This is a genomic window from Paracholeplasma vituli (assembly GCF_025446935.1).
Classification (GTDB): domain Bacteria; phylum Bacillota_I; class Bacilli_A; order Acholeplasmatales; family UBA5453; genus Paracholeplasma; species Paracholeplasma vituli.
Genome location: NZ_JAOEGN010000001.1, coordinates 1 through 22,282, shown reverse-complemented (window position 1 = coordinate 22,282; position 22,282 = coordinate 1). Strand labels below are relative to the sequence as shown.

Below are 22,282 nucleotides of genomic sequence, written 5' to 3'. Positions count from 1 at the left end.
CATGACACGCGAAAATCGTAATCTCATTATTAATGCCCTATCGGCTATCCTATTTGGGGTTGTATTCCTATTTGGATACAATGCCGTAATGGATTTACAAACTAAGAATCAAAATGTTAGTATGTTAAAAACAGTCTTCACAGCCGCAAACGGTTATGAAGTCGTGAAAGAAAATCAAACCGAATTAACCTCAAAATGGTTAGTTAAACAAGGGTCAACCACTATTGGGTATTATTATGAAGGTGAAGGCACTGCCATCATCACACCAATGGACCCAACCACACCAAAGAAATTGGTCATTCAAGTATTTGTCAGAAGTGACAAACAAGTGATCAATGTTTCTGTTAAGTATTCAGAACATACAGAAAGCTATATCAATGATAATTTGAAACCAGACTTAGCATTGATCAAGAATGTACAAATCCAAGACTACTTAAGTATCGATTTAGCTGGGGGAGCTTCTGCATTCTCCATGCCGATCGTTCATAACATCTTAGCAGCCGTTTCTAGAGACTTAACAGGTGCGAATCCAAATCCTGCGGTCACTGTGGATCCAATTGAAGAAATCTTTGGTGAATATGGTACAGCTACAGTAGATACAACCTTTGTAGCAACCGATAAAGTCATTAAGAAAGAAATTGTAAAAAATGCATCCGATGTGGTCATTGGTTATGCATACACTTTAAGTTCAACACGTAACACAGGCTCAAATGTTGATCATCACGAGGATGAAAACTGGAAACTAACCTTGATGGTTGGTGTTGACTTAGATGGTAAGATTGTCAGTGTATATACTGTAGAATCTGATCACACATCTAGTTTCTATAACAATCACCAAACATATTTCACATCCATAGAAGGCTTAGATGCCAAAACATTCCCTGTGGATACTGTTACAGGTGCAAGCTTCTCAAAAGCACACATTAATGAATTATTAGACGCGTTAAAGGGGGTACTCGCATGAACGAAGCTGTCGTATTAAAGAAAAAAGACATTTTCATGACGGGTGTCATTAAAGAAAATGCAACATTCAAAATGATGTTAGGGATGTGTCCAGCACTTGCTGTTACAGGTTCCTTCGAATCCGCATTTGGGATGGGTTTAATGGTTATATTAGTTTTAGGACTAACCAACGCAATCATCTCGGCACTTAGAAATTTAATACCGAACGATGTGCGTATTCCAGCCTTCATTGTCATCATCGCCTCTGTCGTTACAGCATTATCCATGTTTGTTAACGCATTTGCGGGTGAATTAGCAAATTCATTAGGGGTTTTCATCCCCTTAATCGCGGTTAACTGTATCGTTTTAGGACGTGCAGAAGCGTTTGCTGCGAAAAACTCAGTATTAAATTCATTTATTGATGGTTTAGGTTCTGCAACAGGATTCACCTTATCGATTTCCTTAATCGGTTTAATCCGTGAAGTACTTGGAAAAGGTTCACTATCATTAGGTGTTTTATTACCATTACCGTTCAAAACTACACTCAACATTTTCCCAAATGATTTCGCATTAGGTGTGCTTGTCTCACCTCCTGGTGCATTCTTGGTAATTGGATTGTTATTAGCATTATTCGCTGCCGTTGGTAATGCGAAACCTAAAAAGAAAGTGGTGGCTAAAAAATGACATTAGAAGTATTTTTCGTCTCATTGATTAGCTCCATGCTGATCAATAACATCATCGTTATTAAGTTCTTAGGGATTTGTTCATTCTTAGGGGTTTCTAAGGAGATGTCCAACGTATGGGGTATGAGTGCCGCAGTCATGTTCGTCATGATGGTCTCCACTGGGATTACTTACCCTCTATACTATTATGTACTTGACCCACTAGGGGTTGGTTACATCGATACCATCGCCTTCATCTTAGTCATCGCAGCCGTTGTTCAATTGGTTGAAATGTTACTCAAGAAATATGTCGAAAGCTTATATCGTGGTTTAGGGGTTTACCTACCACTGATCACCACAAACTGTGCTGTATTAGGGGTTGCACAAACCAATATTACTGAAGCTAAAAACTACGCAGACGCATTAACCATTACATTCGGTACGGTTTTAGGTTATACCCTAGTCATCGTTGCATTCTCTGCAATCCGTATTCGTTTAGATTCAGCTAACGTACCAAAAGCATTCAAAGGTATGCCAATCGCGTTAGTCACTGCAGGTTTAATGTCACTTGCATTCTTAGGTTTATCCGGGTTAATCTAATGAATTTATTGATTGGATTAGCGTTCTCGTTGGCCTTCATGGCTGTATTTGTGGTCATCTCTGTATTAAACAAGAAGACACCAATCCCAGAAAGTTGCCAACACGCCTATATGGAAGCACAAAGTTGCGAAACCTGTGCATTAAGTGGTGGATGCTCATTTAAAGAAGCGATCGAAATTATGAAGGAGACTACTAAAAAATGATACAAGCAATTCTCGTATTAGGTGGCCTTGGATTACTTTTAGGCGTCGGCTTAGCTGTCGCTGCTAAATATCTTGAAGTATTTGAAGATGAACGTATTGCCGCAGTTGAAAAAATGTTACCAAACTACAACTGTGGTGCTTGTGGAACGCCTGGCTGCCATGCTTTCGCAACTGAAATTGTTTCTGGTAGAGCCGGAAATGTCTCTCGTTGCAAACCTGGTAAACCAGATAAGAACTTCAACCCAATTCTTCAGTACCTCAAAGACCATCCAAATCCAGATGGAACACCTGTAAACATCAAGTTATAATTCTAAAACACGAGCCTGTCCGGTTCGTGTTTTTTTTTTGCGTTTTTTTTCCCACAATTGATCTATTTGAAAACACTTACTTCATAGATAACCTCTTACCATAAGACCCTCCACTTAAAAATACTTTTTTCTTAACCCAAAGCATGTTATAATAACGTGGAAAAAGGACGATTACATATGAAAAAAATACTAGGACTATTGTGCATCTTAAGCACTGTCGTTTTATACAACTCAAACTTATCATTAAAAGCGGAAACGTTCGTTTTAGAACAGGTCTTCAACTACATGAATACAGATATATTGGTAACCCTATATGAAGGAACACAAGAAGATATGGATGCGATTGAAGATATCTTAAAAACCTATAGTCATTTAGCTGATAACTATAAAGGACCTGATTTAGACCATGAAGATACACTTTATCACCAACCGAATGTCGTTTCAATCAATGAAGCTAGAGGACAAAATGCCGTGGTTGTAGATGAGAGACTTTACGATTTATTGAAACAATCGATTACATATTATGAACAATCTAATGGGTACTTTAATCCAGCGATTGGAAATGCTATTGACATATGGAAAAGTGCGATATTTAGCGATTATATGTACGATGAAATACCAGACTCTGAATTCCAAAGAGTCACAAATGAACTCGCATTAATCTCTGAGGATGTGGATCCGAATGACATCGTCTTTAATGATGAAGAGCACTCTGTATTTATTACCAATGAAAATTTAAAAATAGACTTAGGTGCGGTTGCGAAAGGCTACGCGAACCAACGCATTTATGAGTATCTTCAAAGTAAAAATATTACGAAGTTTAAAATCAACACAGGTAACTCAAGCTTAATCTTAGGTACACATCCAGATGATAGTGAAACTTTTGATAGACCTTTCCGTGTAGGATTAGAAGACCCACTTAGAAAATCCGATTCTGGCTATTTTGGTATTTTAGAAGTCCGTAATAAAGCGGTCGTTACTTCGGGGAATTATCTTCAATATGTGACTTATAAAGGTAAAGTCTATCACCACATCATCAGCCCATTTGATTTCGTACCTAAACAATACTATACCGTCATTACGATTATTGGGGATGATTCATCCTTATTAGATGCGATGTCAACAGCGATATTCTCGATGCCTCTAAATGAAGCGAAAGCGATGGTAGATGAACTCGGTATTGAAGCTATTTTCTATATGAATGATGGCTCAATTGAAACGGCGAATTTAACCCATAACCTCATTGTGGATGATAAACCAAAAGATTCAAAAGGTCTTTATTATATCTTAGGTGGCGTTGTCATAGTCGGTGGAGCTATTATCCTTGGCTTATCCATATATGACAAACGTAAAAAGGGGGATGACCGTGCAGACCAAGTCTAAATCGGATATCCTTGTGATAGGCATCTTACTTATTTTGTTTGGAGCCATTTTAATCATAACGATGGCGACTCGCAAAGCGGGCGAACAGGCGTTTGTGAAGTTTAAGAATGAAATACTATTTACGATTAATCTTGAAAATGGCCGCTTTACAAAAGCAGAAAGCCAAACCGTTTATGAAGTTGACAGCTTACCGGATATTAAAGGAGATGAACTCGTAATCGATGGGACACCATTTACCAATCTTGACTTGGGTAAAGGGATTGTTAAATACGAAGATCATTATTTCATTTTAGGGAATTTGGGATTCATCTGGATTGAATACAGTAATCATAAAGTGCGTGTTAAGGAAGAAACCAGCCCATATAACATTTGTAGTAGAGTAGGCTTTTCAGATGTGCAACCTATCATCTGCTTACCGAATTTTGTTACGATAGAATTTCGTGACTTAGGATTGGATGTGATTATCTAATGACTGTAAAAAAAATGGCGATGATCGCTATTTTCACCGGTGTCGCATCCATCATTAATATTCTAGAATCGTATGTACAATTGGTTCCAGGGACAGCCTTTAAAATTGGGTTTTCGAACATTGTGACCTTGATCATATTATACGTATACGGACCCAAAGAAGCAGTTATGGTTGTTTTATTAAGATTGGTTGTAACTGCATTGTTCGCGCCTGGCACATTCAATGGTGTTACCTTTACGCTTTCAATATCTGGAGCAATATTCTCGCTTTTAACTCTGATTATTCTAAAGAAAGTTAATATTTTAGGTATCCTTGCTGTTTCATCCGTCTCATCGGTCATGCATGTCATCGGCCAAATTGTAGCGGCGATGTATATTATTGCTGAAACGGCACTGTTCTACGCACCTATTATGTTATTTTTATCGGTACCAGCAGGCATTTTGACAGGCTTACTTGCTAAACGATTCTTAGATGGTACGAAAGATTTATTTATCGAGAAAAAATTTTAATAAATAGGACAAAACGGGATTATATCGTCATAAAGCGATAAAGTCCTTTTTTTTCTAAATCGTTTCAAAAAAAAGTGTAAGCCTTTCCATATTCTGTGTAAAATATGCTTTTATATGCAAAATATCTATGCTATAATGAGCATACGCAAAAAAATCGGAAGAAGGTATTTTTTAATGAAGTTTTCAAAGATTTTAGTTTTACTCTTCATCTTGATCTTGGCCGGATGTACCGAGTCAGACATCCCAAAAATCAAAGATGATATTCTGCTTCAATACACCAGTAACAGCACTCAAAACGCAGTTACCAGTGACATCATTCTCCCTAGTTTAGTGAACGATTTAGCAATCACGTGGGAAAGTGATAGCGAATTCGCAAAAATCGAAGGTTCAAGAGTGGTTATTAACCGTCAAGATTCTGACGTTAAAGCAACCCTTACCGCTTCATTTAAAGTGGGCGACAAAACCCATGAAAAAGCATTTGAAATCACAATTTCAAAGTCTACTTTTGACTTTAATAGTCTTTTCAATGCAATAAGTGTTCCACTAGAGACCAGCACATCTATCTTTTTACCTGCAAGTATCAATACCTATGATATCGTATGGGAAAGTTCAAATGAAGCTTTCTTAACCTCTACAGGTGTTGTCACCCCAGGTAGTACAAATCAAAATGTATCCCTATCAGCAACCATCAAGGCTGATAACGCAAAAAGAACACATACATTCCAAATTACGATTCTTTCACCAGAATCCTTTGATCTTAATGCATTTAGATCCTTTTTAAATATTCCAAGCTCGACTGAAGTAGACCTTACTTTACCGGTATCCTATGAAGGCAATACCATTACTTGGTCCTCATCATTGGTGAATGTCTTAAGTAATCAAGGTTTAATCACAAGACAATCAGTAGATACAACCGTCGAACTCAGTGCCAGCGTCACTGTCAACGGTCAAGTTCATCAAGTAAAATTTGATGTAGTTGTCTTAAAAGAAGACGTTGTTAAACCAGATTACCAAGCTATTTTAAACAAAATAACGATTCCATCTGTGACTTCAGTTAATTTAACATTACCAAGTGTGGTTGATGAGGTTGAAATTGTATGGGAAAGCAATAATGCAGCTATCTCGAATACGGGTATCGTAACCAGACAAAATAAAGACATTGTGGTTACGTTAATCGCCTCAATCAAAGACGAATCAACCATCACGAAGTCATTCTCAGTAACTGTACTACAAATCACAGATTTCCCAGTTAGCGGATACATGTCGATTGCTGATGTGAGACAAATGGCACAAGCTACAAAGGTCACTGTACAAGGGGTTATCACCAGTTTAATGACCAATGGTAACTTCACCATTCAAGATTCAACCGGCGCTATTCCTGTTTATATGAATAACAACACAGGTCTTAAAGTTGGTACAGAATATATTATTGAAGGTACACTAGGTGCCTTTAATGGCTTAATTCAAATTTCAGCACCAAAAATTATCGAAACTAAAGGAACCGTTACTCTAAGTGAAGGTATCGATTTAACAGGGTATTCACTTGATTTTGAAGACGTACTCGCTTATGAAGCACACGTGATTACATATAAAGGTTTAGAGGTTACATCGAAAACCACACCAAGCAACGCAACGGAATTATATTTAAAGAATGCTTCTGGTGAAACCACTTTTGTAAGACTAGATACACGTGTAAACGCGACAAACCCCTTCACCAATATTAACGTGGGTGAAATTGTCGACTTATTTAATGTGACTGTCGGACAATATAACAGTAAAGCCCAATTACTATTCTCAAGTAGAAGTACTGTTGTTGCTAGACCAAAGAATCCAGAAATTATTAGTATTTATGGTGCAGGCAATAGAAACTTTATTATCGGGGACCCAACACCAAATCTATTAGAAGGTATCACGGCTAAGAATGGCTATAATGTAGACTTTACATCTCAATTAGCATATGATGCTCCAAATTTAGATTTAAGTAAAGCCGGCGACTATGAGATTACAGTTTATCTAACAGGTCATTCAGATGTTTATACGACCTACACATTATTTGTTAGAAAAGAAATTGAAGTCGGTGTCTATGAAGGTTATTATGCAAGCCTAAGTAATTTAAGTGGTTCAAGCCTAGTTAACGCAATTAAAGCATTAATCGTAAATACAGGCCGTTCAACCGGTTCCACAGGGGAAGTTCAATCGGTAGACAAAGTCGGAAGTTCTTACTATCTAATTTACGATGGTATGGGTTCCTATGGAAACCGTGAACACGTTTGGCCAGATTCCAAATTAGGTTCGGTTAAGTATGACTTACACAATTTAAGAGCAGCGAACTCTGGTACGAATTCAAGTCGCGGTAATATGCCGTTTGTTGAAGATGGCAAGACTTTCACAGGTAGCCAACCTTATGGTAAATTCTCTGGCGGATGGTACCCAGGGGATGAACACATCGGTGATGTTGCGAGAATCGTACTATTTGTCGCCATTCGTTTCAACTTAGATCTTAAACTCGTAGGTGATCTCCAAATGTTCTTACAATGGCATCAAATGGACCCCGTCAATGAGTTTGAAATCAATCGTAATGATAAGATTTTTGGTATTCAAAATAACCGAAATCCATTCATTGACCACCCAGAACTAGTCAATGCTTACTATGGTGGTGGAGCTCAAAAACTTCAAGTATCGATTACAATGGTATCCCATACAATCGAGCTGTTAGTTGAAAATGATTTAGCTTTAATTACAGAAATTAAGAGATTCGAAACGCTATTACAATAAGTCTAATACCACCACATTTTGACTCAAAGTGGTGGTTTTTCTCTGAATTATTTGTATAAAGCCACAAATAAATGCATTGCGGATCGTCTCTAAAGAAGATTTGAAGAAAGTGTTTGTATATTTGATTTAACTATGTTATAATACCTACGCAAACTTACTATGGACGTATGTCTATGGCGGAAGGAGAATGGAAATGAAAGCTAAAATTCATCCAAAATACCAAGTGGCTAAAGTTCACTGTGTAACCTGTGGTAACGAATTTGAAGTTGGAACTACTGCGAAAGAAATTCGTGTGGATACTTGTTCAAATTGCCACCCATTTTACACTGGCGTTGAAACATTCAGTCAGGCAGCAGGCCGTGTTGAAAGATTCAATAAGCGCTATGGTGTTGAAAAAAACTCAAAATAATAGAGAAACCAAACACGGGAAACCGTGTTTTTTCTTTGTATAAGCAAAAAAGCCCACAGGGGCTTTTATTTTTTCATGATTTCAATTCCGGCTTCTAGACCAGTATCTTCATATATCAATTGATTCTTGTAGTATAACTTTACATTGACTCTACCGGACAAGCCTTCCTTAATGGTGTGAATCATCGCGCCGTTAATTGGGGAGGGGAGTTCAATTTGATCTTCTTGAATCGCTTCCATCTCGAGCATATATCGACCTTTTTTCAATTGATAGAAAGCCCGTTTTGGACTAATCTCTTCCTTTTTTACTTTAGTGAAGTTATAGGTTGCGAAACGATATTCTTTTTTGTTGTAGTAAAGGGTACAAATTAGTCCTTTAAAATAGAAACCTAAGAAAGGAATATCTGCGTATGAGAACATCAAACTCGTGTTATTGTCTTTAAAGTGATTGGTTTGCGTCCAGACATAAGCCCTAGGAAAACTTTTACCCCAGTCTTTTTCAATATAACCCTTACCACCCTCAAAGGATATGGTTTCACCATCAATCTCTAAACTACCTGATAACGATGAGGTCATTGTAATAACGCCATGGTAACATTCCATAAAGTTTAGATAGCCAAACGGACCCATGATGTTGGGTTGCCATAGACTTTTTTCTAGAGGAACAAGCCCATTAATCGTGATGTTGCCAGTCACAGATAGGTAAGCATCTTTTAAAGAAACATTTATCGAGGATTCACTGAAAATATTGTTTCCAATATGAACTTCAAACGGTGTATTCTCAAAACTAAAGTCTTTCGAATCATATCTAAAATAGAATGTTTTTAATGTTGGTGAAGGTTTTTTCTTTGAGAGGAAAACTTGTACAAATGTATGGGATTGATCACCAGCCATACTGATACCAGGAATGAACGCGATTTTCACTTGCTCATCTTTAGAGACCATCTTGTAATACCAACCTTCAAAATAGCGATTTTTCTTCTTATAACCTTGGAATAATACAGGATTTAAAATATGTTTCAAGCCCATCGTTGAGACCTCCATTTAAAATCAGTGTAATGATTCTTATTATATCATTAAGTAACAAGATATCACATTTTGATGCTAGGTTAAAAGTGTTAAAAATGTTACAATAAAAAAGAGGTGTTACTTATGAAAAAAGTGATTATCATCGGGGCCGGCGTAGCCGGTTTATCCGCAGCCATTCGATTGAAAACCTTAGGGTTTGATGTTGAAATATATGAAAAAAATGAAAAGGTTGGCGGTCGAATGTTCTCTATTGAAGAACGCGGGTTCAAGTTTGATGTTGGCCCGACTATCGTCATGATGCCTGACTTTTATAAAGAAGTGTTCTCTTTCTCAGGGGTTAATCCAGACGACTATATTAAAATGGTTCAAGTAGATCCTTTAAACGTCATCCACTTTCAGGATGGAACCTCAGTCAGAGTGTCCTCAAATTTACCTAAGTTGATGTCTGAACTCGAACAATTTGGTATGAAAGAAACCGATGGATACTTAGCGTACCTTGCAGATGTTTATGAACGTTACGCAATCGTTAAAGAAACTTTTTTAGATAAAAGTTATCGAAAACCTCGTGAGTTCTTTAATCCAAAGACACTTCACTCTGTATTAAAACTCAGAACATTAAATAGTGCCTACTCATCCATATCCAAGTTTGTTAAAGATGAAAAATTAAGACAAATTCTATCCTTCCAAACCCTATATATTGGTGTTTCCCCTTTTTCAGGACCTTCAATTTATACCATCATCCCTATGATTGAACTCTTATATGGTGTATGGTACATTCAAGGTGGGATGTATCAAATGGCGAAAGCCATGGAACGTCGTTTCATTGAAATGGGTGGAAAAATCCGATTGAATTCGCCTGTTGATGAAATTTTGACACTTTCTGGCAAGGTAACTGGAGTATTGGTGAACAATAAACCAATTTATTCGGACATCGTATTATGTAACGCAGACTTTCCGTGGGCTTTAAATAATCTCATTAAAGACGATAATATCAAGGGTAAATATGTACCTAAAAAACTGGATAAAATGGACTATGCAGCCTCATCGTTTGTCATTTATCTAGGTCTTAAGAAAAAGTACAAAACGTCGGTTCATGCGATACGCTTCGCGAAAAACTTCAAACAGAATATTGATGAACTTGACAAGGATATTCTCCCTGATGACCCATCCTTCTATATGTATAGCCCGTCTCAAATTGATTCAAGTGTCGCACCGGATAATAAAGAGTTGATCTACGTACTTGTACCAGTTCCAAACATGAAAAGTGGTCAGTTTGAATGGGATTTCGGGATGACAGAATCTTATAAAGATAAAATTATCGATCTAATCGAAAAGATACCAGGCTTTGAAGATATAAAAGCAAACATCGAAGTACTTAAAATATACACACCAAAGACCTATGGCTACAAGTTTAATCTTGAACATGGTGCAACCTTCGGATTGAAACCAACTTTATTACAAAGTGTCTATTTTAGACCTCAACCTAAATTTAAGACGATTGAAAACCTGTATTTCACAGGCTCATCGACCCACCCTGGTGCAGGGGTGCCTATTGTGATGGCTGGTGCTAAACTGGCTGTAAATGAAATATTAAAGGACCACACAACCCATGAATAATGTGATTTCGTTTCTATCAGAAAATATGTATTTGGTTTACATTTATATAGGTATCGTAATTCTCTTGATTTTATTACAAGCGACTAGACCCTACTTTGATGACCGTAAATGTAAAAAAATTATTCAAAAAAACTCATTAACATTTTATAAAGCATTTTCGAAAATTGGTGATAAGAAGAAGCGTAAAGCCATTTATGCAGTGTATGCATTTTGTCGATACGCAGACGATTTAGTCGATGAATATCAAGACGAAAATAGACTCAATCGACTTGAAAAAGAACTCACTATATACATTGAAAAAGGTCGTACACCGAACTTTATTTGGCGAGCACTCAAACGACATACAAAGGGTATCTACAAAGATCATCACTTTAAAGCATTTTACGATATGATTGAGGGTCAAAGAATGGACCTGCATTTTATTGGTTACGAGACCTTAGATGATTTATTGAAGTATTGTTATCATGTTGCGGGAACGGTTGGTTTGATGTTGAACCCTATCCTAGCCCCTGAAGACGATGAAAAACTATACTCCTTTGCAGTACATTTGGGTCACGCCATGCAAATCACCAACATTTTAAGAGACATTGGTGAAGATTATAAGCAAGGCCGTATCTATTTACCAAAAGCCATTCTTAGAGAAGCAAACTACTCACTATCTGAATTAGAAAATGGTAAAATCAACAATGAATTGGTTCTCGTTATTGAGACACTTTCTAAAGTAGCTGAGAACTATTTTGACCAAGCCCTCAAAGACTTACCAATTTACCCAAAAGATACCATGAAACCACTCGGTTTATCGATAGTATTCTACCGTGCTATATTGGACGCGATTAGAGATAACGGGTATGACGTATTTAAAAAACGTGCAGTGGTATCGAATGAAAAGAAAGAACATATCATGAAGGAATTTTTAAAGAAACTGTCATAGACGTTTTCCGTTAAAAATCAAATATTACAAAAGGAGATTCTATATGAACTATTGGGGTTTAGTATTGTCTTATGTTTTAGTATTCTTGATTATCGGGATTTCAACCGTTTTACAAAAAGCTAAACTGGTAGGCGATGAGGGTGCGCGTAAGTTTATCCACATTGGGGTATCCAATTGGTGGATCTTGGCGATGATTGTCTTCGAAGGTGAAATGGCGATTTGGTTCGCGATTGTTCCCCCGATCACCTTCATTTTATTAAACTATTATTCATATAAAACCAATTTGATTAAGTCGATGGAACGTAGCGGTAATGGTAATCTTGGTACTGTTTATTTTCCAATTTCATTACTGATATTGGTTATCTTAACCTTCGGTGTTATCAACAAACCAGAAGTTGGTGCAGTTGGGATTCTCGTCTTAGGTTATGGGGATGGACTCGCAGCCGTTGTCGGAAAAGCATTTGGCAAACACAAATTGGTAGATAATAAATCCTTAGAAGGCTCTCTAACCATGGTGGTTGTTAGCTTCGTTGTGGTCACCCTAATCTTGAGCTTTTCTGGTTATAACATTATAACAGCATTGTGGGTCGCAGTGGTCGTTTCGATTATATCTACTGTGATTGAATTATATACACCAAAAGGACTAGATAATCTCACGGTTCCGCTATTATCTAGTTTACTCGTCTATTTATTATTACTACTCTAAATCTAGGAGGTGCCTATGGCGATTCAATTTCTTTTAGGCTTCATATTCAGTTTTATCGTCGGGTTTGCAGCTTATAAAAAACACTCATTAAATCAATCAGGACTTATTGCAGCAACGCTATCGGGTACACTCATCTATGGTTTTGGGACATATATCGTATGGGGTTCGTTGATTCTATTTTTCATTTCATCTTCGTTGATTACCAAATTTGGTGAGAAGAAAATTAAGCATCATTCTGAAGGACGTAACTACATTCAAGTATTATCGAATAGTTTTATCGCGACCCTATTTTCGATTTTCTACTATTTTACAAAAAATGAATTATTTATGGTTGCAGCCGTTATTTCAATTGCATCCTGCAATTCAGACACCTGGGCAAGTGAACTTGGAGTGTTATCTAAAGGGAAAACCTATTCTATCTTAACCTTTAAAGAAGTGACAAGAGGTGTGTCAGGTGGGGTTTCACGATTGGGTACTCTAGCATCTGTTGGGGGTGCACTATTTATTGGATTCTCATTTATGGGCTTATATGCGTTCTCACCGATTTATAACCCAAATAAACTGTTCTTATACTTCAGTGTTGTTTCGTTTGGCGGTTTTGTGGGTTGTTTAGTGGATTCCTACATGGGGATTTTATTACAAGCCAAATACCGCGGGGAAAAATCTGGAAAGTATACTGAAAAACCATTTTTGGAAAATGAAAAAGCGATTTTGACCAGTGGGCTAGCATGGATTACAAACGACGCTGTGAACTTCATTAGCGGTTTTGTCTCCACAGCGGTTTCCATGTTAGTACTCGTTTTCTAATAACTTTTTAAGCAATAATCACGACTTTTTTAGTCGTGATTTTTCTTAATTAAGATGTAAGTGACTTTCATCTTTTTGGGGGTTGAATCGGTTGTTGTAAATCCGTATACTAGTTGTAGGGAGTGATACTATGCATCAACCGTTATTTGGTGGTTGGATTGAAGTGGTCTGTGGACCGATGTTCGCAGGTAAAACAGAAGAAATTATTCGTCGCATTCGTAGACTTGAATACGCGAAAAAAAATGTCTTGGTATTTAAACCAACGATTGACGACCGCTATTCTTCGTCGGAAATCGTATCACACAATAAAACAAAAGCAAAATCGATTAATATCAATAAAGCCATAGAAATTCTAGATTATATCAAAGAAGGCGTTGACGCAGTCGTCATCGATGAAGCACAATTTTTGGACAACGATGTCATTTGGGTCTCTGAAACCTTAGCTGACCGCGGTATCCGTGTCATCATTGGTGGACTTGATCGTGATTTTAGAGGTGAACCATTCGGTCCAATGCCACAACTCTTGGCGATCGCTGAATTTGTTCAAAAATTAACGGCAGTTTGCGTAGTTACAGGCCAGCCTGCTACAAGAACTCAACGCTTAATCAATGGTAAACCAGCCTCTTATAATGACCCAATCGTCCTAGTTGGTGCATCCGAAGCTTATGAGCCTCGTAGCCGTGATAGCCACGAAGTTAGAAATAAACCGAAACATGACGAATAAAGACGACATCTATTACATGGGCTTAGCCCTTAAAGAAGCGAAAAAAGCTGCTTTAAAAAATGAAGTTCCCGTAGGGGCAGTCATCGTTTTAGATGACAAAGTGATTGCGAAAGCTTATAATAGAAGAGTTGAAAAAGAACAAACCCATGCGCATGCTGAAATGCTTGCGATCATGAAAGCCAACAAAAAGGTCGGTTCTTGGATACTTGAAGAGTGTAAACTTTATGTGACACTCGAACCTTGTCCGATGTGTGCAGGTGCAATCATTCAATCTCGAATCAAAACAGTCTATTACGGAGCGAAGGACCCTAAGGGCGGCGTTGCGGGATCAACAATCAATTTATTTGATGTGAAATTTAATCACCAAGTTGAAGTAATTGGTGGTATACTAGAAGAAGCCTGTTCGACAGAGCTAAAACAATTTTTCAAAAATTTAAGACAGCCTAAGTAGTATCCCTATGAGGCACCGTCATCCAATGCTATCGTGTGAACCTGGTCAGGTCTTGATCGAAGCAGCCATAAGCATGGGTAGGATGTGGGTGGCGGTGCCTGATAGGGATACTTTTTTATTTTTTAAACTGGCATTAGAGGTTTTTCTAGTTTTTGTTCCATTTGTAGTATTTTTATTGATGTGCTTAACGGTTTATTAAGGCGATTTTTATCTCTTATATATAAATATATGTGGTATAATTATTATCGGAGGAATTATTCTATGAAACTACAATACGGCATTTTTAAACAACTCAATAATCCTAAAGAAACTTACCAACTCGAAGGTAAAACCGTCGAGATTCACTCTATGAATGATACCAAATTCTTATCTCGATTCGCTGGTAAAGGCCAATTCGCCGTTTGGACAAGCGACTCTAAGAGCTATAAATTATTAATCGAAGACGGTTACTATCAAGTCATGAAAGACCTGTATTCCAAACGCGTGAATCAAGTTTGGATTACATTCTATGAAAAAGCGGATAAAGTTCGTTTTGGATTAATGTATAAAATGGTATTCCCAATGATTGCGGTATCTATGGTATTAGCGATTTTATTCTCAACCCTTGAAGCGTTGAGAGATTATCAAAACTTCGCGTTAATCGGTATCTTAGGTGTTGTTTTGGTAACTAATATGTTACAAACCACCATTATGCGTAAGAAGGTTGAAGAAGCGAGAACAACCGCAGTTAAAGATATTCAAATGATTATTGGTGAAAATAAATTCAATGATTTACTCGAAAAACAAGGTAAATACTACGAAGACTATTTCAAGTTTGAAGAAAAAGTAGAACCTGCAGTCGAAGTTAGCGAAGAACCAAAAGCTGAAGAAGAAAATCCAAAATCAAAATAGAGAGGTAAATTATGGAAAAGATGGATCATTTAAGTATTCAAACATTACGTTTCCTTGGTGTTGACGCGATTAATCAAGCGAACTCAGGACACCCAGGTATTGTATTGGGTGCTGCTCCTATGGCACACGTGCTTTATACTCGTTTTTTAAAAGCATTCCCTAAAAAATCAAACTGGTTTAACCGTGACCGATTCATTTTATCCGCAGGTCATGGGTCCATGTTGTTATATGGACTAAACCACCTATCTGGTTATCAACTAACCATGGATGATCTAAAAAACTTTAGACAAATTGGCAAGACCCCAGGTCACCCTGAATATGGTCATACAGATGGCGTTGAAACGACTTCCGGTCCACTTGGCCAAGGGATTTCTAATGGGGTGGGGATGGCGTTAGCGGAATCTCATCTTGCTGCGAAATTCAATAAAGAAAATTATCCTATCATTGACCACTATACCTATGTACTTTGTGGTGATGGTGACCTTCAAGAAGGCGTTGCTTTAGAAGCGTTGTCCTTAGCAGGACACCTTGGATTAGGTAAACTCATTGTTCTTTTCGACTCTAACGATATCCAATTAGATGGTAAAACGTCATTGGCTTTCTCCGATGACCACAAGAAAAAGTTCGAATCCATGAACTGGCATTATCAAAAGGTTTCGGATGGTAATGACTTAAATGCAATCACCAAAGCGATTAAAAAAGCACAAAAAGAATCCGATAAACCAAGTGTCATTGAAGTTAAGACCATCATCGGTTATGGTACTTCCTTAGCGGGTACTTCAAACGTCCATGGTTCACCAATCGGATTAGAAAAAGCAGAAGAGCTCAGAAAAAATTTAGGTTGGGATTACAAACCATTTGAAGTCCCACAAGATGTCTATAAATACTACAAGACCAAAGTTTACAATAGAGGATCTCGTTATTACCGTAAATGGATTCAAATGATTACGGAGTATCAAGAAAAGTACCCTGTTGAAGCTGCATTACTCAAATCCTTTATCGTCGAAAGCCGTGAAGTTGATTTTAAAGACCTACCGAAGTTTGAAGTAGGATCACAAATCGCGACGCGCGCTGCTTCCGGTAAAGTCTTAGATGAATTATCTAAACTCATGCCTAATATCATCGGTGGATCCGCTGACCTTACCGCTTCAACTAAAGCGAAAGGCGCCGATGGACACTTCTCAAAAGAAAACCGTCTAGGACGTAACATCAACTTTGGTGTTCGTGAACACGCCATGGGTGCGATTACGAACGGTATGCAGTTACATGGCGGATTAAAGGCTTTTTCAGGTGCTTTCTTCGTCTTCTCAGATTACATGAAACCATCCATTCGTTTGGCTGCACTTATGCAAATCCCATCGATTTTCGTTTTCTCTCACGACTCAATTGCAGTCGGTGAAGATGGTCCGACCCATGAACCGATCGAGCAATTAGCCGGTTTACGTGTTATTCCGGGATTAAACGTGATGAGACCAGCAGATGCGAATGAAACCAAAGCGGCTTGGTATTGGGCAGTTAAGCAACACAAGACCCCATCCGCAATCATCTTAACGAGACAAAACGTGAAGACTTTACCAGCAGTTTCTATGGATGTCTTTGAAAAGGGTGCTTATGTGGTATCTCCTGAAAAAGGTCCTCTTGATGGTGTATTATTAGCTGCAGGTTCTGAAGTTGGATTAGCCATCGAAGCGCAACAACTTCTAGAAAGTCATAATACATTTGTTCGCGTCGTATCGATGCCTTCACATTACTTATTTGAAAGACAATCTGTAGCCTACAAGTTAGAAGTCTTACCTAAAGGTGTTAAGACTTTAGCCATCGAAATGGGTTCCTCACAATCTTGGTATAAATATACCCCACACGTTTATGGTATTGACCGTTATGGGTTATCCGCCCCACTTGAAGTGGTCATCAAAGCGTTTGGATTTACCAAAGAGAAAGTCGTACAAGCTTATCAAAACATCTAAGAGGCGAGCAATCGCTTCTTATTTCTTTAGAGCGTTTTATGTTGTAAACATAAGGGGTTCTTGGTAGAATAATACATCGGGAAGTGATATTTATGTTAGATGTAATCGTGGTTGGCGGCGGTCATGCCGGAATCGAAGCAGCCCTCGCAGCGGCTCGTATGGGCGCGAAAACCCTTCTTGTCACAGGTAAACTTGATAGAGTAGGGACCATGAGTTGTAACCCTTCAATTGGGGGACCAGCCAAAGGTATCGTCGTTCGTGAAATTGACGCTTTAGGAGGTCAAATGGCACGAAGCGCTGATAAAGGACAAATTCAAATGAAAATGCTGAACCTTTCCAAGGGTCCAGCTGTTTGGGCTTTAAGAGCTCAAATTGATAAATTAGAATACCCAAAAATCATGTTAGAGGTACTACAAAACACCCCTAATTTAACCTTATTAGAAGCTTTAGTGGATTGTCTTCATGTTGAAAACAATGTAGCTAAAGGAATTATTTTAGAATCCGGTGAAAAAATTGAATCCAAGACGGTTATTATTACCACCGGGACCTATTTACACTCCCGTATTCTCATTGGTCACCAAACTAAAGAAAGTGGACCAGATAATCAACCAACAACCAAAGGCATCAGTGCACAACTAGCAGCATTGGGATTTGAAATCGTCAGACTAAAAACAGGGACACCACCCCGTATTTTGAAGAATTCAATTCACTATGAACTTACCACACCTCAATACGCGGATGACAAATTCCAAACCTTCTCCTATGATCCAGAAATTACGACCATGGGACATCAAGAACCATGTTATTTAACCCACACAAACTTAATCACCCATGGCATTATCAATATGCATTTAGGTGATTCCGCCATGTATGGGGGTATCGTCGAAGGGGTCGGTCCAAGATACTGTCCTTCAATTGAAGATAAAGTCGTTCGTTTTAGTGATAAAGAACGCCATCAAATCTTCCTTGAACCTGAAAGCATGAGCCTAGATGAAATCTATGTTCAAGGGCTCTCATCCTCGATGCCACGGGATGTTCAAGAACGTATCGTACACTCTATAAAAGGGCTTGAAGACGCGGTTATCGTGAAACATGCCTATGCGATTGAGTACGACGCTATCAATCCGACACAACTCTATCAATCCTTAGAAACACGGTTAGTCGAAAACCTCTTTTGTGCCGGCCAAATCAATGGTACAAGTGGCTATGAAGAAGCTGCCGGACAAGGCATTATGGCAGGGATTAATGCTGTACTAAAAGTACGCGGTAAAGCCCCTTTTGTACTTAAACGTAACGAGGCTTACATTGGTGTTTTGATTGATGACTTAATTACGAAAGGTACCAAAGAACCCTATCGCTTATTAACATCAAGAGCTGAACACAGACTATTACTCAGACACGATAATGCGGACCTCCGTTTACGCGATTATGGGTATCAATATGGCTTGGTGGATGAACAACGTTATCAACGCTTTTTACAAAAGAAAGCGGATATCGCCAAACTCATTGAAGAAATCAAAACCGTATACATTATGCCAAGTGAATCAAACAACCAAATTATCCGCAGTACAGGCTCATCAAGAATTAGCGACCGTACTTCATTATATGAACTACTCAAACGACCAGAAATTCGGTATAATATAATCAACGAGTTTTATAAGAATGACTATGCTGAAGCCGTCCTTGAACAAGTTGAAATTCAGGTAAAGTATGCTGGGTATATCGATAAAGCAGCTAAAGAAGCCGATAAAATGATAAAAGTCGATGAAAAACCAATCCCAAACGATATCAACTATGACTTAATCAAGAATCTCGCAAACGAAGCACGTGTCAAACTTAAAAAAATCAGACCAACTACACTCGGACAAGCCTCACGCATCAGTGGAGTCAATCCAGCTGACATTTCGATTTTATTGGTCTACTTAGAATCCTTGAGGTAATATGGATATATTTAAACCCCTTGGGCTCACACTTAGTGAGGCTCAACTTAAAAAACTCAACACATATTATGAATTTTTGGTCAAAGAAAACGCCGTTATGAATTTGACCGCGATTACTGACCTAGAAGGGGTTTATTATAAACACTTTTACGATTCATTAACGCTTTCTAAAGCCATTGACCTTAACCAGGTATCCACACTATTAGATATTGGTTCTGGGGCTGGTTTTCCAGGTATTGTTTTAAAGATTGTTTATCCGCACATCCGTTTAACCATCGTGGACTCACTCAACAAACGCATTCTCTTTTTGGGTCGCCTTTTAAAGGCACTTGATATCGAAGGGGTTGAATTGATCTGTGATCGTGCCGAAGTTTACGCCCTCAAAAAGCGTAATTACTTTGATTTGGTCACTGCTAGAGCCGTTGCTCCAATTGATATATTGGACGAACTCGCACTGCCTTTAGTTAAAGTAGGCGGGTACTTAATCGCGATGAAAGCTCAAAATTTTCAAGCAGAACTTGAAAAAGCAAACAAAGGCATCACCATTTTGGGTGGTGTAGTCGAAGACATCATTTCGTTAGAACTACCCAATGATTTAGGCGAACGCCATTTACTAAAGATTAAAAAGGTTAAAGAAAATAACGCCTATCCAAGGCCATTTAAAGATATAAAGAATAAACCATTATAAGGAGCTCACATGGGAAAAGTCATTTCGATCGCCAACCAAAAAGGTGGCGTGGGAAAAACAACTACATCCGTCAATCTCGCAGCTTCACTCGCTTTTTACAATAAGCGTGTATTGTTGATTGATTTTGACGCACAAGGCTCCGCAACGACCAGTTTAGGGATTAACCGCAGCCAATTAAAAGGAAACCTATATGACGCACTGATGGGGGATAAGAACCTCGAAGAAGTCATGTTAAGTATTCCTGTATTAGATAAGTATCATATGCACATGGTACCCGCTACCATCGATTTAGCTGGGATTGATATGAAATTAATCGGTTTAGATGACCACGTATACATCCTAGATAAACTCATTCGAAAAGTTAAAGACAGTTATGATTATGTATTGATCGATTGTGCACCAGCACTTGGCATCTCGACATTGAATGCTTTATATGCATCAGACTCGGTTTTAATCCCGATTCAATGTCAGTTTCTCGCAATTGACGGTTTAACTCAATTGTTGAATACCGTTAGAGTCGTCCAAAAGAATTTAAAGATTAACCACCGCGAACTCACCATTGAAGGTGTCTTACTAACGATGTTGGATAAGCGCACCAAAGCAGGATGGGCAATCGTAAACGAAGTTAAAGAGTATTTTCAAGAAGGCGTATTTAAAACGTTTATTACCAGCAATGTGGCAGCTCAGGTTGCACCGACGTATGGCGTACCCATTTTAACGTACGCACCGAAGTCGAGTGCGGCTTCGCTATATAAGTCATTGGCAAAGGAGTTAATCGAGAATAATGAAAACAAACACTAAAGTATTAGGGCGCGGATTAAGAGATTTACTCGTTGAAAACACCATCGATGAAATTCAAGAAGGGGAAAAGATTGTTGAAATTCCACTATCGGAAGTCACCCCGAACCCCTTCCAACCTAGACGTATTTTTGATCCAGAAAAAATCAATGATTTAGCCGCATCCATCAGCGAACATGGGATATTCCAACCTATCATCGTTAAACAAGTCAAAGATGGGTATATGATTGTATCCGGTGAACGTCGTTTTAGAGCGGCCAAACAAGTCGGATTAAAGACCATCCCTTCCATCATTCGTTCTTACGATCCTGCTAAAGTAGCAGAAATTTCATTGGTTGAAAACCTTCAACGTGAAAATTTAAGTCCAATTGAAGAAGCCGAAGCGTACGCCAATATCATGCGTACAATGGAGATTACTCAAAAGACACTTGCAGAAAGAATTGGGAAATCTAGAAGTTACGTAACCAATATCATCGGTTTGTTAAACTTACCAGATGAAGTTCAAAGCATGTTACTTACAAATGAAATCTCTATGGCGCACGCACGCGTATTATCTAAACTAGATGATCCACTTCGTATAAAGACCTTAGCAAAAAAGATTGTCAGTGAACAACTCTCTGTGCGTCAAATCGAAGCATTAGCTGAAAAAGAAGAAAAGACTAATAAGCAAAAACGTGAGCCAAAACCAAAGACCTTTGTCGTCTACGAGCAAAGTCTCAATCAAAAGTTTGGATTAAAGACCGTTGTCACAGCGAACAAACTCACGATTAAAGTGAAATCGGAAGCTGAATTGAAACAACTGGTAGAAAAACTACTACAATGACCACTTATGAAGTCGGGATGCAAATCCAAACTAAGAAGCCTCACGTATGCGGGAGTAACGCCTGGACTGTCATACGCACAGGCGCAGACATTAAAATAAAGTGTAACGGGTGCGCACGCGAAGTAATGATCCCAAAATTTGAGTTAGATAAGAAAATAAAGGCCGAAAAACAGCCATAAAAAAGAAAATGAAAAAAATGTAACAATAAGGGTTGCATTTTTTTATTGGTTAGGTTAGAATAAAAAAGCACACGGCAAACCGGAGGGGTAGCGAAGAGGCTAAACGCGGCAGACTGTAAATCTGCTCCCTAAGGGTTCGGCGGTTCGAAACCGTCCCCCTCCACCACTTTTCAACAGCCTTAAAACGAGGGTTAAAAAAAGTTAAACAAATACTTGACAACCCTGTTTTAGAGTGTTAAAATGAATGAGCACGAAATCCGTGTGAAGCAAAAAAATAGGTCTTTGAAAACTGAATGATGATGAGTGTATAAAGAATAAACAAAAGCAATTCTAATGAAAGCTTAGAAAAAAAAGATAAGAGCTAATTCTTACAATTCAAATATATTTTGGAGAGTTTGATCCTGGCTCAGGATGAACGCTGGCGGCGTGCCTAATACATGCAAGTCGAACGCACTAGCAATAGTGAGTGGCG

The 22,282-nt window shown here is 38.3% G+C and carries 24 protein-coding genes, 1 tRNA gene, 1 rRNA gene and 1 other RNA gene; 26 read left to right on the top strand and 1 reads right to left on the bottom strand.

The features are described 5' to 3' along the window. Position 1: 1 nt before the first annotated feature. From N7603_RS00135 to rpmE, 10 genes are all read left to right on the top strand, one after another. Positions 2 to 964 carry an FMN-binding protein gene (locus N7603_RS00135; protein WP_262095277.1) on the top strand — a complete coding sequence of 321 codons (963 nt, stop codon included), beginning with the start codon at positions 2 to 4 and terminating at the stop codon, positions 962 to 964. Further along, positions 961 to 1,626 carry an electron transport complex subunit RsxE gene (gene rsxE, locus N7603_RS00130; protein ID WP_262095276.1) on the top strand — a complete coding sequence of 222 codons (666 nt, stop codon included), beginning with the start codon at positions 961 to 963 and terminating at the stop codon, positions 1,624 to 1,626. Before N7603_RS00135 ends, rsxE begins: the two co-directional genes overlap by 4 nt. Further along, on the top strand, positions 1,623 to 2,204 hold the full coding sequence (locus N7603_RS00125; protein ID WP_262095275.1) for an electron transport complex protein RnfA: 582 nt from the start codon (positions 1,623 to 1,625) through the stop codon (positions 2,202 to 2,204). Before rsxE ends, N7603_RS00125 begins: the two co-directional genes overlap by 4 nt. After that, a complete protein-coding gene (locus N7603_RS00120) occupies positions 2,204 to 2,407 on the top strand; it encodes a hypothetical protein (RefSeq protein ID WP_262095274.1) in 204 nt (67 codons plus the stop codon). The genes N7603_RS00125 and N7603_RS00120 overlap by 1 nt, the downstream gene beginning before the upstream one ends. After that, the gene (locus tag N7603_RS00115; protein WP_262095273.1) at positions 2,404 to 2,715 is read left to right on the top strand and encodes a (Fe-S)-binding protein; all 312 of its coding nucleotides are present in this window, start codon (positions 2,404 to 2,406) and stop codon (positions 2,713 to 2,715) included. Before N7603_RS00120 ends, N7603_RS00115 begins: the two co-directional genes overlap by 4 nt. Positions 2,716 to 2,892: 177 nt before the next feature. Continuing rightward, complete coding sequence (locus N7603_RS00110) at positions 2,893 to 4,098, top strand: FAD:protein FMN transferase (RefSeq protein ID WP_262095272.1); 1,206 nt, start codon at positions 2,893 to 2,895, stop codon at positions 4,096 to 4,098. Beyond that, positions 4,082 to 4,567 carry a NusG domain II-containing protein gene (locus tag N7603_RS00105; RefSeq protein ID WP_262095271.1) on the top strand — a complete coding sequence of 162 codons (486 nt, stop codon included), beginning with the start codon at positions 4,082 to 4,084 and terminating at the stop codon, positions 4,565 to 4,567. The genes N7603_RS00110 and N7603_RS00105 overlap by 17 nt, the downstream gene beginning before the upstream one ends. Then, positions 4,567 to 5,076, top strand: a complete 510-nt coding sequence (locus tag N7603_RS00100; protein ID WP_262095270.1) for a Gx transporter family protein — start codon at positions 4,567 to 4,569, stop codon at positions 5,074 to 5,076. The genes N7603_RS00105 and N7603_RS00100 overlap by 1 nt, the downstream gene beginning before the upstream one ends. Before the next feature lie 174 nt (positions 5,077 to 5,250). Then, complete coding sequence (locus N7603_RS00095) at positions 5,251 to 7,851, top strand: immunoglobulin-like domain-containing protein (RefSeq protein ID WP_262095269.1); 2,601 nt, start codon at positions 5,251 to 5,253, stop codon at positions 7,849 to 7,851. A gap of 193 nt (positions 7,852 to 8,044) precedes the next feature. Next, positions 8,045 to 8,260, top strand: a complete 216-nt coding sequence (gene rpmE / locus N7603_RS00090) for a 50S ribosomal protein L31 (protein ID WP_262095268.1) — start codon at positions 8,045 to 8,047, stop codon at positions 8,258 to 8,260. A gap of 65 nt (positions 8,261 to 8,325) precedes the next feature. Here rpmE and N7603_RS00085 read toward each other — a convergent pair whose 3' ends face one another. Further along, complete coding sequence (locus N7603_RS00085; RefSeq protein WP_262095267.1) at positions 8,326 to 9,288, bottom strand: tocopherol cyclase family protein; 963 nt, start codon at positions 9,286 to 9,288, stop codon at positions 8,326 to 8,328. Between the two features lie 123 nt (positions 9,289 to 9,411). Between N7603_RS00085 and N7603_RS00080 the strand changes: the two genes are divergently transcribed. From N7603_RS00080 to N7603_RS00005, 16 genes are all read left to right on the top strand, one after another. After that, positions 9,412 to 10,905, top strand: coding sequence for a phytoene desaturase family protein (locus tag N7603_RS00080; protein ID WP_305071949.1), 1,494 nt, complete (start codon positions 9,412 to 9,414; stop codon positions 10,903 to 10,905). Further along, the gene (locus N7603_RS00075) at positions 10,898 to 11,836 is read left to right on the top strand and encodes a phytoene/squalene synthase family protein (protein ID WP_262095266.1); all 939 of its coding nucleotides are present in this window, start codon (positions 10,898 to 10,900) and stop codon (positions 11,834 to 11,836) included. Before N7603_RS00080 ends, N7603_RS00075 begins: the two co-directional genes overlap by 8 nt. Before the next feature lie 43 nt (positions 11,837 to 11,879). Further along, complete coding sequence (locus tag N7603_RS00070; RefSeq protein ID WP_262095265.1) at positions 11,880 to 12,542, top strand: diacylglycerol/polyprenol kinase family protein; 663 nt, start codon at positions 11,880 to 11,882, stop codon at positions 12,540 to 12,542. 15 nt (positions 12,543 to 12,557) lie between these two features. Continuing rightward, positions 12,558 to 13,349, top strand: coding sequence for a DUF92 domain-containing protein (locus N7603_RS00065; RefSeq protein WP_262095264.1), 792 nt, complete (start codon positions 12,558 to 12,560; stop codon positions 13,347 to 13,349). 130 nt (positions 13,350 to 13,479) lie between these two features. After that, positions 13,480 to 14,073 (top strand): thymidine kinase, encoded by a 594-nt coding sequence (locus tag N7603_RS00060; RefSeq protein ID WP_262095263.1) that lies wholly within the window; start codon positions 13,480 to 13,482, stop codon positions 14,071 to 14,073. Further along, positions 14,063 to 14,524 (top strand): tRNA adenosine(34) deaminase TadA, encoded by a 462-nt coding sequence (tadA, locus tag N7603_RS00055; protein WP_262095262.1) that lies wholly within the window; start codon positions 14,063 to 14,065, stop codon positions 14,522 to 14,524. The genes N7603_RS00060 and tadA overlap by 11 nt, the downstream gene beginning before the upstream one ends. Before the next feature lie 9 nt (positions 14,525 to 14,533). Beyond that, positions 14,534 to 14,628, top strand: an RNA gene (ffs, locus tag N7603_RS00050) — signal recognition particle sRNA small type. A gap of 157 nt (positions 14,629 to 14,785) precedes the next feature. Beyond that, complete coding sequence (locus tag N7603_RS00045) at positions 14,786 to 15,415, top strand: hypothetical protein (protein WP_262095261.1); 630 nt, start codon at positions 14,786 to 14,788, stop codon at positions 15,413 to 15,415. An 11-nt stretch (positions 15,416 to 15,426) separates the two neighbouring features. Continuing rightward, positions 15,427 to 17,382, top strand: coding sequence for a transketolase (tkt, locus tag N7603_RS00040; RefSeq protein WP_262095260.1), 1,956 nt, complete (start codon positions 15,427 to 15,429; stop codon positions 17,380 to 17,382). A gap of 92 nt (positions 17,383 to 17,474) precedes the next feature. Then, positions 17,475 to 19,322 (top strand): tRNA uridine-5-carboxymethylaminomethyl(34) synthesis enzyme MnmG, encoded by a 1,848-nt coding sequence (gene mnmG / locus N7603_RS00035; RefSeq protein WP_262095259.1) that lies wholly within the window; start codon positions 17,475 to 17,477, stop codon positions 19,320 to 19,322. Between the two features lies 1 nt (position 19,323). Further along, entirely contained in the window at positions 19,324 to 20,010 is a 687-nt protein-coding gene (rsmG, locus tag N7603_RS00030) for a 16S rRNA (guanine(527)-N(7))-methyltransferase RsmG (protein WP_262095258.1), read from the top strand. A gap of 9 nt (positions 20,011 to 20,019) precedes the next feature. Beyond that, positions 20,020 to 20,811: a ParA family protein gene (locus tag N7603_RS00025; protein ID WP_262095257.1), complete on the top strand. Its 792-nt coding sequence runs from the start codon at positions 20,020 to 20,022 to the stop codon at positions 20,809 to 20,811. After that, the gene (locus N7603_RS00020; protein WP_262095256.1) at positions 20,795 to 21,631 is read left to right on the top strand and encodes a ParB/RepB/Spo0J family partition protein; all 837 of its coding nucleotides are present in this window, start codon (positions 20,795 to 20,797) and stop codon (positions 21,629 to 21,631) included. Before N7603_RS00025 ends, N7603_RS00020 begins: the two co-directional genes overlap by 17 nt. Beyond that, the gene (locus N7603_RS00015; RefSeq protein WP_308699551.1) at positions 21,628 to 21,810 is read left to right on the top strand and encodes a DUF951 domain-containing protein; all 183 of its coding nucleotides are present in this window, start codon (positions 21,628 to 21,630) and stop codon (positions 21,808 to 21,810) included. The genes N7603_RS00020 and N7603_RS00015 overlap by 4 nt, the downstream gene beginning before the upstream one ends. Before the next feature lie 81 nt (positions 21,811 to 21,891). Continuing rightward, positions 21,892 to 21,976, top strand: a tRNA-Tyr gene (locus tag N7603_RS00010). Between the two features lie 217 nt (positions 21,977 to 22,193). Further along, positions 22,194 to 22,282, top strand: a 16S ribosomal RNA gene (locus N7603_RS00005); the annotation flags it as partial.

Bases quoted from the DNA above. Each gene is read 5' to 3' on its own strand.
- N7603_RS00135 (WP_262095277.1), top strand. From the start codon at position 2: ATGACACGCGAAAATCGTAATCTCATTATTAATGCCCTATCGGCTATC.
- rsxE (WP_262095276.1), top strand. From the start codon at position 961: ATGAACGAAGCTGTCGTATTAAAGAAAAAAGACATTTTCATGACGGGT.
- N7603_RS00125 (WP_262095275.1), top strand. From the start codon at position 1,623: ATGACATTAGAAGTATTTTTCGTCTCATTGATTAGCTCCATGCTGATC.
- N7603_RS00120 (WP_262095274.1), top strand. From the start codon at position 2,204: ATGAATTTATTGATTGGATTAGCGTTCTCGTTGGCCTTCATGGCTGTA.
- N7603_RS00115 (WP_262095273.1), top strand. From the start codon at position 2,404: ATGATACAAGCAATTCTCGTATTAGGTGGCCTTGGATTACTTTTAGGC.
- N7603_RS00110 (WP_262095272.1), top strand. From the start codon at position 2,893: ATGAAAAAAATACTAGGACTATTGTGCATCTTAAGCACTGTCGTTTTA.
- N7603_RS00100 (WP_262095270.1), top strand. From the start codon at position 4,567: ATGACTGTAAAAAAAATGGCGATGATCGCTATTTTCACCGGTGTCGCA.
- N7603_RS00095 (WP_262095269.1), top strand. From the start codon at position 5,251: ATGAAGTTTTCAAAGATTTTAGTTTTACTCTTCATCTTGATCTTGGCC.
- rpmE (WP_262095268.1), top strand. From the start codon at position 8,045: ATGAAAGCTAAAATTCATCCAAAATACCAAGTGGCTAAAGTTCACTGT.
- N7603_RS00085 (WP_262095267.1), bottom strand. From the start codon at position 9,288: ATGGGCTTGAAACATATTTTAAATCCTGTATTATTCCAAGGTTATAAG.
- N7603_RS00080 (WP_305071949.1), top strand. From the start codon at position 9,412: ATGAAAAAAGTGATTATCATCGGGGCCGGCGTAGCCGGTTTATCCGCA.
- N7603_RS00075 (WP_262095266.1), top strand. From the start codon at position 10,898: ATGAATAATGTGATTTCGTTTCTATCAGAAAATATGTATTTGGTTTAC.
- N7603_RS00070 (WP_262095265.1), top strand. From the start codon at position 11,880: ATGAACTATTGGGGTTTAGTATTGTCTTATGTTTTAGTATTCTTGATT.
- N7603_RS00065 (WP_262095264.1), top strand. From the start codon at position 12,558: ATGGCGATTCAATTTCTTTTAGGCTTCATATTCAGTTTTATCGTCGGG.
- N7603_RS00060 (WP_262095263.1), top strand. From the start codon at position 13,480: ATGCATCAACCGTTATTTGGTGGTTGGATTGAAGTGGTCTGTGGACCG.
- tadA (WP_262095262.1), top strand. From the start codon at position 14,063: ATGACGAATAAAGACGACATCTATTACATGGGCTTAGCCCTTAAAGAA.
- N7603_RS00045 (WP_262095261.1), top strand. From the start codon at position 14,786: ATGAAACTACAATACGGCATTTTTAAACAACTCAATAATCCTAAAGAA.
- tkt (WP_262095260.1), top strand. From the start codon at position 15,427: ATGGAAAAGATGGATCATTTAAGTATTCAAACATTACGTTTCCTTGGT.
- mnmG (WP_262095259.1), top strand. From the start codon at position 17,475: ATGTTAGATGTAATCGTGGTTGGCGGCGGTCATGCCGGAATCGAAGCA.
- rsmG (WP_262095258.1), top strand. From the start codon at position 19,324: ATGGATATATTTAAACCCCTTGGGCTCACACTTAGTGAGGCTCAACTT.
- N7603_RS00025 (WP_262095257.1), top strand. From the start codon at position 20,020: ATGGGAAAAGTCATTTCGATCGCCAACCAAAAAGGTGGCGTGGGAAAA.
- N7603_RS00020 (WP_262095256.1), top strand. From the start codon at position 20,795: ATGAAAACAAACACTAAAGTATTAGGGCGCGGATTAAGAGATTTACTC.
- N7603_RS00015 (WP_308699551.1), top strand. From the start codon at position 21,628: ATGACCACTTATGAAGTCGGGATGCAAATCCAAACTAAGAAGCCTCAC.